9 protein-coding genes are annotated in these 8,401 nt (G+C 49.1%); 5 read left to right on the top strand and 4 right to left on the bottom strand.

All coding sequences use genetic code 11. The annotated features are described in order from the left end of the window. Nucleotides 1-146: 146 nt before the first annotated feature. Both GNP95_RS25360 and GNP95_RS25365 read right to left on the bottom strand, forming a co-directional pair. Entirely contained in the window at nt 147-1,001 is an 855-nt protein-coding gene (locus tag GNP95_RS25360) for a DUF4367 domain-containing protein (RefSeq protein WP_196427319.1), read from the bottom strand. After that, on the bottom strand, nt 946-1,602 hold the full coding sequence (locus GNP95_RS25365; protein WP_230874009.1) for an RNA polymerase sigma factor: 657 nt from the start codon (nt 1,600-1,602) through the stop codon (nt 946-948). The genes GNP95_RS25360 and GNP95_RS25365 overlap by 56 nt, the downstream gene beginning before the upstream one ends. Before the next feature lie 192 nt (nt 1,603-1,794). Between GNP95_RS25365 and GNP95_RS25370 the strand changes: the two genes are divergently transcribed. Both GNP95_RS25370 and GNP95_RS25375 read left to right on the top strand, forming a co-directional pair. Continuing rightward, nucleotides 1,795-2,985 carry an MFS transporter gene (locus tag GNP95_RS25370; protein ID WP_155613597.1) on the top strand — a complete coding sequence of 397 codons (1,191 nt, stop codon included), beginning with the start codon at nt 1,795-1,797 and terminating at the stop codon, nt 2,983-2,985. A gap of 57 nt (nt 2,986-3,042) precedes the next feature. Beyond that, the gene (locus tag GNP95_RS25375; RefSeq protein WP_155613603.1) at nt 3,043-3,234 is read left to right on the top strand and encodes a hypothetical protein; all 192 of its coding nucleotides are present in this window, start codon (nt 3,043-3,045) and stop codon (nt 3,232-3,234) included. An 87-nt stretch (nt 3,235-3,321) separates the two neighbouring features. Here GNP95_RS25375 and GNP95_RS25380 read toward each other — a convergent pair whose 3' ends face one another. Continuing rightward, entirely contained in the window at nt 3,322-4,554 is a 1,233-nt protein-coding gene (locus GNP95_RS25380; RefSeq protein ID WP_155613598.1) for an aminopeptidase, read from the bottom strand. A gap of 106 nt (nt 4,555-4,660) precedes the next feature. Continuing rightward, the gene (locus GNP95_RS25385) at nt 4,661-6,058 is read right to left on the bottom strand and encodes a TrkH family potassium uptake protein (protein ID WP_155613599.1); all 1,398 of its coding nucleotides are present in this window, start codon (nt 6,056-6,058) and stop codon (nt 4,661-4,663) included. Between the two features lie 140 nt (nt 6,059-6,198). Here GNP95_RS25385 and GNP95_RS25390 point away from each other — a divergent pair, with 140 nt between their 5' ends. The 3 genes from GNP95_RS25390 to GNP95_RS25400 all read left to right on the top strand — a co-directional run bounded on the left by GNP95_RS25390 (nt 6,199) and on the right by GNP95_RS25400 (nt 8,234). Further along, a complete protein-coding gene (locus tag GNP95_RS25390; RefSeq protein WP_155613600.1) occupies nt 6,199-6,468 on the top strand; it encodes a hypothetical protein in 270 nt (89 codons plus the stop codon). Between the two features lie 51 nt (nt 6,469-6,519). Next, complete coding sequence (locus GNP95_RS25395) at nt 6,520-7,665, top strand: AI-2E family transporter (RefSeq protein ID WP_230874010.1); 1,146 nt, start codon at nt 6,520-6,522, stop codon at nt 7,663-7,665. A 92-nt stretch (nt 7,666-7,757) separates the two neighbouring features. Further along, entirely contained in the window at nt 7,758-8,234 is a 477-nt protein-coding gene (locus GNP95_RS25400) for a hypothetical protein (RefSeq protein ID WP_230874011.1), read from the top strand. The last annotated feature ends 167 nt before the right edge of the window (nt 8,235-8,401 follow it).

The following is an 8,401-nucleotide window of genomic DNA, read 5'->3' on the forward strand; positions in this document are numbered from 1 at the left end:
TCGCCACACACTTCCATCCATTTGTCAAGTCCTTTTTTCTTTTGCATGCAAAAAAAGAGCGGGCTATCTTTTCGATAACCTGCTCTTTTCACGATATTTGGATCTGCGCCCTAACTTAATGACATTGCCCGTGAGGGTACCCTTTCTTATATATTCAAACCATTTGCGATTTTCAAAAGTTCTTCTTTATCCATACCGCCTGCAGCCATAAAGTAGATATCGCCGATCATGAAGGTAATTTGTGCCGTTTTCCCTGGAGTAAAATAAGCGATGGTGCCATTGTTCAAGGTCACCGTCTCAATGTTCTCTTCATAGGGCATGCGGATGATCTCGTCTTCCTTCAGCGTCTTGAACATCATGGTCAATTGCTGGTTGTGCCGCGTTTCGAACAGCAAATATACGCCTTCGATCTGTCCGTTCACCGCGGGATCAAGGGCAGAGCCCTTTCCGGTAATCGGTTCTGCCGAATTAAACCTATATCCTCTAGGCATATAGGTGATCTTAGGTAGCGAAAAAGGGAGGCTCTCCCGTAAATCGTTCAGCTGCGTCTTCATGGATAACGGAAATACTTTCGGACATGGCGGCTGGCTGACGTCTGCCTCGTCATAAGAAGCATTCAGCGCATATGTTACGCCGCTTTCGTCCGGCTGCCGCCCTTTGCCAAAAATGATCTGGCTCATGCCGTTGCCCCAGCTTCTCAATTCCTGATAGATAGGGGAAACTGCTTCCGTCACGATTGGCGGCGTGAACAGAATTGCACTAAACAGCATAAATGCCGCAACCAAAGCAATGACCTCGTAACGTCGCAGCCATTTCCAGCGTTTGCGGCGTCTAGCCTGCTTCATGAGCTTCGGCTGTATTGCATTCCAGGATTGTTGCTTATAAGCGTCGATATAGGGAGGAAGCTGCTTGGTTGCCTCGTCGAAGGCTTCATCAAACAATATGTTAAACTCCGCGGGATATACGGGTTCGCGGGGACTGCTTCGTTTCAATATGGTCACCCCACTCTTTATACAGCATTTTTTTGATTCCTTCTCGCGTACGGTGCAATCGCTGTCTGACAACATCTTCGCTAATATGGAGCCTTTCGGCGATTTCTTTGTAGCTCAGCCCCAGCTTCCAGCGGTATTCCATCAGTAATCGGTATTCCGGCTTAAGTTTATGTAAGTAATCGATGATGGCTTCTTCCATTAGTTTCGTTTCCACGATTTGCTCAACGGAGCCGGTGGGGTTGATGAATGGATCTATTTCTATATAAACACTATCTGCATCCAAATGGTTACGGTACTTTTTGCTTTTTCTTAAAAAATTAATGGCCGTATTCCGCGTAACGACTTTCAGCCAGGATTTCATCCCGACTTCACTGTCGAAGGCAGGCTTGCTCGCAACGACTTTAAGGAAAGCTTCCTGTATAATATCTTCGCTGGTTTGATGATCTTTGATCATATAATAAACTGATCCATAGACAAGATCGTAGAAAGCATAATAAATTTCTTCCTGAACGCTCTCGGCTAAGTCGTAAAAATCAGCGACGAGCAACCATTTCAGGCGTTCCGACATGATTTTCTCCTCTCCGGTTCCCCTAACGGTTTTCATATTCATCTATATGCATTCTACATGATTTTTGGCGGAAGAGGAATCTTTTCCCTCTACATGAAAACTTACACTGAATTGTGAATCTTTCAGTTGTTCATCGGCAGGGTGATGACGCGCCTGTTACTTTAATCTACAATAGAGTAGTTGGATGTCATACATATTAAATAGGTGCATCGGGAGAGGAGTTTAGCATTTAACATGAAACGCTTAATTTGGATGGGGTGTTGGGCATATTTGCTCATCGGTCTAGCGCATGTCGTCGTCGGGTCGATTATGCCTAACCTGCTTGAGCATTACGGCAAAGAGTACACGGCCGGCGGAAGCCTTATTTTTGCGCAGTTTGCCGGATTTCTGGTAGGGGTGCTTGTTTCACCGCTGCTTATATCCAATTTTGGTAAAAGAACTGGGCTGATCATCGCGACAGGGATGCTTTGCATCGCCGAAGTTTGCTACACAATGCTGCTTCCGTGGGAATGGATGTATGTAGTCGGGACGGTCGCCGGATTCGGATTTGGCATGATTGAAGCCGTCATCGGCACGCTGATTATCGTAGCGGTAAAAGAAGGCACGGCCGTTGCGATGAGCAAGCTCGAGGTATTTTTCGGGGTCGGCGCTTTGGTCATGCCGCTGATCGCCGGCTGGCTGATCCGGACGGAAATGTGGCGTTTTTCCTTCCTTTTTATCGCTTTGTCGGCTTTGCTGATGCTGCTGGCCTGGATGAAGAGCGACTTTGGAGAATTAAACGATTTGCTGAATGCGAAGGAAGCCAAACGGGAGAAGAAAGGGACACTGTTAGCACAGTACCAGGGAGTACGGGGGCTGCTGCTTGCCGTCTTTACGATCTTCTTCTTCCTGTACGTCGGTACGGAAATGAGCTTTGTTAACTTTCTGCCATCCCTGCTAATAGAGAAGTTGGGGACCGACAAATCGACTGCTGCGCTCAGTGTTACTCTGTTCTGGATGGCCATGACACTAGGCCGCGTATTCTGCGGGGTCATTGCAGAGCGCATTTCCTACGGCCGTTATGTGCTGTGGAGCTGCGCTGCTAGCCTGGTGCTCATATCGCTGTTTGCCATTACTGGGCAGTTATCTGTAATATTCGTTCTTATTTTGCTGTTCGGACTGTTTATGTCTGGGCTGTTCTCGATCGCTCTTGTATTCGCCAGCAAGCTGCTACCTGGGGCAGAGGAGTCTACACCTAGCATCCTTATCGCTGCAGGGGGGACAGGAGGGGCGGCTCTGCCGCTCGCAATGGGCAAAAGCATGGACGTCGTCGGAGCGGATACATCCGCCTGGATGCTGTCCGCGTTCGTCGCCCTGCTCTTGATTCTTAGCATATCGGCTATCCTTATCGAGCGATTTCGTGCAAAACGTATTGCCGAAGCCTGAGACATTTGTCATAATCAATGCAGGATGCTGCAGAGGAGGTAACCAATCGTGAGCTGGATGTATGCTGTTATTATCGTTCTGGTCATTATCGCAGGAATAGGGACGCTATGGGTGGGGACATCTAAACAAAACCGGACAGGTAACCCCAATTATGATAAGCGGACGACGAAAAATATCGTAGGGCTTACGGTGATGTACGCCGCTTCCGTTATTGTCATTTCTGTATTGGTCGCAATGATTCTCGATTGATAAGCGAATCAGCGACCAAGAAGCGAAGAGCCAAGCAAGCGCAAAGATGCGCCGGCTTGGCTCTATTTTCGTTCAAATGGCGAAAGATTAGATCGCCCAATTGCCTTTGGAGAAAATTTGCTCCTGTTCGCCGTCTGACGAAATGCCGTAAATGTCCATTTCTCCTGAGCCAATCATGAAGTCTACATGAACCAGGCTTTGGTTCAGGCCAGCTTCCTGCAGCTGTTCCTGCGACATGGTCGTACCGCCGTTCAGCGTAAAGGCATACCCCGCGCCGATGGCCAAATGGTTGGAGGCATTCTCGTCGAACAAGGTATTGTAGAACAGAAGGCCGGATTGGGAAATTGGCGATCCGTGCGGTACCAAAGCTACCTCACCGAGGTAGCTTGCGCCATCATCCATCTCTACAAGCTGCTTCAAGGTGGCTTCGCCTTGCTCGGCTTTGTAGCCGACGATTTTGCCGTTCTCGAAGGTCAAGGAGAACTTATCGATGATATTGCCGCTGTAGCTCAGTGGTTTCGTGCTGGATACCGTGCCGTTGACACCAGTTTTCAGCGGGGCGGTGAATACTTCCTCGGTAGGCAAATTCGCCAGGAAGCTGACGCCTTTATCGTTATCGCTCTCTGCAGCTACCCATAAGTGGTCAGCCGGAAGCTCGATCGTCAAATCCGTTCCTGGAGCGACATAATGCAGCTTCTGGAACTTCTTCCGATTGAGGTAATCCGCTTTCTGGCTCAGGTTCGCGATGTGCTCCTTCCAAGCCGCGACCGGATCGGGCTGGTCTACGCGTACGGTGCGGAAGATCGCTTCCCAAAGCGCAGGAACCTGCTGGTCTACCGGCAGATCCGGAAATACTTTGGCAGCCCATGCTTTGGAAGGGACGGCAACGATTGACCAGGTGAAGAAGTTAGCCATTTGCAGCTGGCGATATTTAGTCATCGCTTTAGAATAGGTTTTCTGGTGATTGGTCAGGCGCTCCGTCGGTACTCCGTTCAACAAATCCGGATCTGAGGAGATGACATGCAGCACAGCTGCGTTATTCTCTACGAATTCCAGCATTTCCCCGGCATACCATTTTGGCTCGTCGAGGAAGGATTCGTCCGCAGCCATATCATAGCGCAGGCGGGTAACCGTATCGTCGCTCCAATTGACCTTCACAAAGCGGGCCCCTTCGTTGTAAGCCTCCTTCACGATCAGACGGACCAATTCAGCGGAATCAATTGTCGCATTAATGATCAGATTCTGCCCTTTCTGGATTTGAACACCAATCTTGACGGCCAGCTCCGCATATTTCTGCATTTTCAGATCGAAATCAGTCATATTTGTAACTCCTCCATAGTGACATAGATAATTCTAGCTACCTTATATTGTACTACGAAACGGAAAGTGTATCCAAGGAAGCGGGCAAGTCCTAGGCATGGCTCCATTATCCGATGATGAAATCGCCTTCTGGATAACGAAACAGCTCCTTTTTGGATTTAGGGGTCAAAGCATATACTAGAGTCAGCGGTCCAATCCGGCCGAGGAACATCACGAGTCCGAGCACCACTTTGCTGAAATCTGTCAGCTTCGTCGTCACGTCCAGGCTAAGGCCGGAGGTCGCGAACGCCGAGGTTGTCTCAAATAGGAGCGCGAGAAAGGCCCGGTCTTCTACGGCGGATAGGATCATGGCAGTAATGATCACAAGAAACAGAGCCAGCCAAGTCTGCGTGATCGCCCGCAGAATGGACTCTTTGGACAGGCGTTTGCGAAAGAATACAATATCTTCTTTGCCGCGCAGCATGGAATACATTGCGCCGATGAGGATGGCGAACACGGTTACTTTGATTCCGCCTCCTGTAGAGCCTGGTGCGGCCCCGATGAACATCAGCAGCAGAAGCAGGAACTGGGTCGATTGCTGCATGTCCGACACGCTTAGGGTCGACACTCCGCCGGAACGTGCACTCACAGAGTGGAATACCGCTGCAAAAATCTGATCCGTCAGCGGCAACTCCTGAAAACCGGGAGATTTGAACACCTCCATCACAAAAATAAGCAGCGAACCGACGACGATAAGAATCCCTGATACGGTGAGCACGACTTTGGAATGCAAGGACAGCCTGCGGGTTGTGCGGAACGACAGCAAATCCGCCAATACGATGAAGCCGATGCCGCCAAGCACGATCAGGACGATGACTACAATATTGACAAAGGGGTCGCTAACGTAAGCGGAAAGTCCGCTATAAGGACCATGTACCGCTCCGAATAAATCAAACCCTGCGTTATTAAAAATTGAAATACTGTGAAATACTCCATAATAGAGCGCTTGACCCAGAGGCATATCGAAAGACCATCTTATGGCTAGCAGCAGAGCTCCGACCGATTCGATGACAAAGGAGTATATCGCCACCCGCCGAATCAGTGAGACGAGTCCTTCCAGCGTGTTCTGCTTCATCGCCTCCTGAAGCACCAGGCGGTCGCGCAGGGAAATGCGCCGGTTGAAGGCGAGAGCGATCAAGGTTCCCATCGTCATAAATCCCAAGCCGCCGATTTGGGTAAGAATGATTAACGTGAGTTCGCCGAACAGCGAAAATTGCGTCGCCGGATCAACCACAACCAGCCCGGTTACGCAGACGGCCGACGTCGCCATAAAGAATGCGTCCACCAGAGCGAGCCTCTGCCCGCTAGCCGAGGCAGGCCCGAGGGACAGCAGAAACGTGCCGATGATGATAATAATGGTAAATCCAAAAGTTAATACTTTGGCAGGGGATAGTGAATCTTGCTTTTTTTTACGCTTAAGCACTTTGGTATGCACCTCAATATAGACTTCTTGAAATTGAAACAAAACATGTTACGATAAATAAAGCTGAGCAAGCCTCTGGCTTGGCCGACGCTTTGCACAGGTATACCGATTATAGAGCAATTTTAACAAAATTCACACCGTTCTTCGCAACAAAATTAATAGAGCAGAGGAGAGACGTCGGAATGGAACTGCACATCGTTGAAGCACAGATGCAACGGCAGGAGGATGGCACTTACATAGGCAAAACGATATTTAAGATTGCATCGCATAAAGCCAATTACGAAATTACGTTCTTCAGCAAGAAGGGGGATGATTGGGACTACAGTTTGCATTATGCGGATGAACCAGGGATTGAGGAGCAATTCCTGCTCGTCGATACAAGGATCGAAGAGGATGACGAACTGTTTGACCGGCTGCTGGATGCGGCATGGGATACGCTGCCAGCCGAATAAGGAGGAGGCGACAAGCGGCGATGTTACACTGTCCAAAGGGGAGGAGATTGCTTGCTGCAAAAGCCTTTTTACCGTATTTGCCTTGGAATCATCATGGTTCTGACGATCATTTTATTATTGTCCAAGGTTAGCTTTATTTTTATTCCGCTCGTTACTTTAATTAATATTCTGATTGTGCCGGTTATGCTGTCGGGATTTTTATATTATTTGCTCCGGCCGATTGTGCAGTTTCTGGAACAGAAGGGCTGGAACCGGATGCTGTCCATACTGGCCATCTATTTGCTTTTTGCTGGCGTGGTTACGGTCTTTCTGATCGTCGTATGGCCTCCGCTTCAGAAGCAGGTAACCGATTTTGTGAATAATGTGCCGCTGCTGCTTCGCGAGCTGCAAGCCCAGTTCAATGAAATTCGGCAGTCCAGACTGTTCTCCATGTTCAGCGAACAGAACGAGCAAATATCGAACAAGCTGACGGAGTCTATCAACTCCGTGATCGAGGCGGCCACCAAATCGATTTCCCATGTCGTCACTTTTCTGAATGATTTCTTCATCGTCGTAGGAACGGCGCCAATCCTTCTATACTACATGCTGAAGCAGGATGACCGGGTCACCCCAACCTTGACCCGAATGCTTCCAAAGCGTTATCGGCGTGACGGCGAGCAGGTCATCCACGAAATCGATAACGGGCTCAAAGGTTTTATTGCCGGGCGAATGATTAGCGCTGTACTGCTGGCTGTCATGGGTTTTGTCGGCTTCTGGCTGATCGGTTTGCCTTATCCGCTGCTGCTGGCTATCGTCGGGGCGCTGTTCAATTTCATCCCTTACTTTGGTCCGTTTCTGGGGGCTATTCCTTGTGTGATCGTGGCATTTACCGAATCTACATCGATGGTGATTTGGGTCATCGTGATCGTCGTAGTTTCCCAGCAGATCGAAGGCAATTTGATCTCCCCGTATATTTATGGGAAGACGATCAACATACATCCGCTGACCACAATTATTCTGTTATTGATCGCCGGCGACTTCGCGGGCATTCTGGGCATGATTCTGGCAATTCCCGTATATATGATGGCGAAAATCATTATCGTGCGCATGTATCAATTGTATTTGGACAGCAGGAAGGGGGACGAGGAGGAGGACGCTACACCTGAGGACTCATCATTGCAGGCGGCTGTCCCAGCCTCGGAGGATGTGCATCGCTAGGCTCATTTCCTGGTCAAGGTGATCAAAGTCATATCTCCATTCCTGTCCCTTGGGAGATGATGATGCTACAGGCTATCATTAATTCTCGGGGGATGATAAGTATGGCAGTAACCGCCAAAGGCGGGAAGTACTTCTACGCATGGAGTACAATACTTCCTGACGGATCTTTTTGCCTGCCGGATCAAGCCCTGCAGGAATACAACATCACGTTGAACTCCAAAATTATCTTAATGACGGGCCGGAATACGGCGAAGGGTTTCAGTGTCGTGTGTAAAGACTTGATCCCAAATTCGCCGCTTGCGGCGATTTTTGGGAGCTTGCCTGAGCTGCAGAACCACTCCCTTCCCGAAGGGCAAGCCGTTACCTTTAAGGAGCGCATGTTCTGCTGGGTGCTGCTGAGCAAGGACCGCTATATCAAGCTTCCTCTCCAGACATGGCAGAAGTTCGGTCTGCAGCCTGGCGATAAGCTGCTCAGCATGCGCGCAACCCATTTGGCCTTTAATATTCTATCGGAAGGTCCTTATATCGAATTGGCCAAGCAGATGCAAGATATTTTAGAATACAAGTAGCAGGCGAATGGGTATTTATGATATGCGGTTCCCCTGCGGGCAATGTCATTAAGATAAGATCAAAGACAAGACCGGGAGTAAAACTGAAATGCAAAACGGCATAGGAAAAGCCCTGTGCCGTTTGTTTTTTGGTTCAAGCAAGAAAAAAGCGTACAGCAAACAAAGCG

The sequence above is a fragment of the Paenibacillus woosongensis genome (assembly GCF_009725165.1).
GTDB lineage: Bacteria > Bacillota > Bacilli > Paenibacillales > Paenibacillaceae > Fontibacillus > Fontibacillus woosongensis.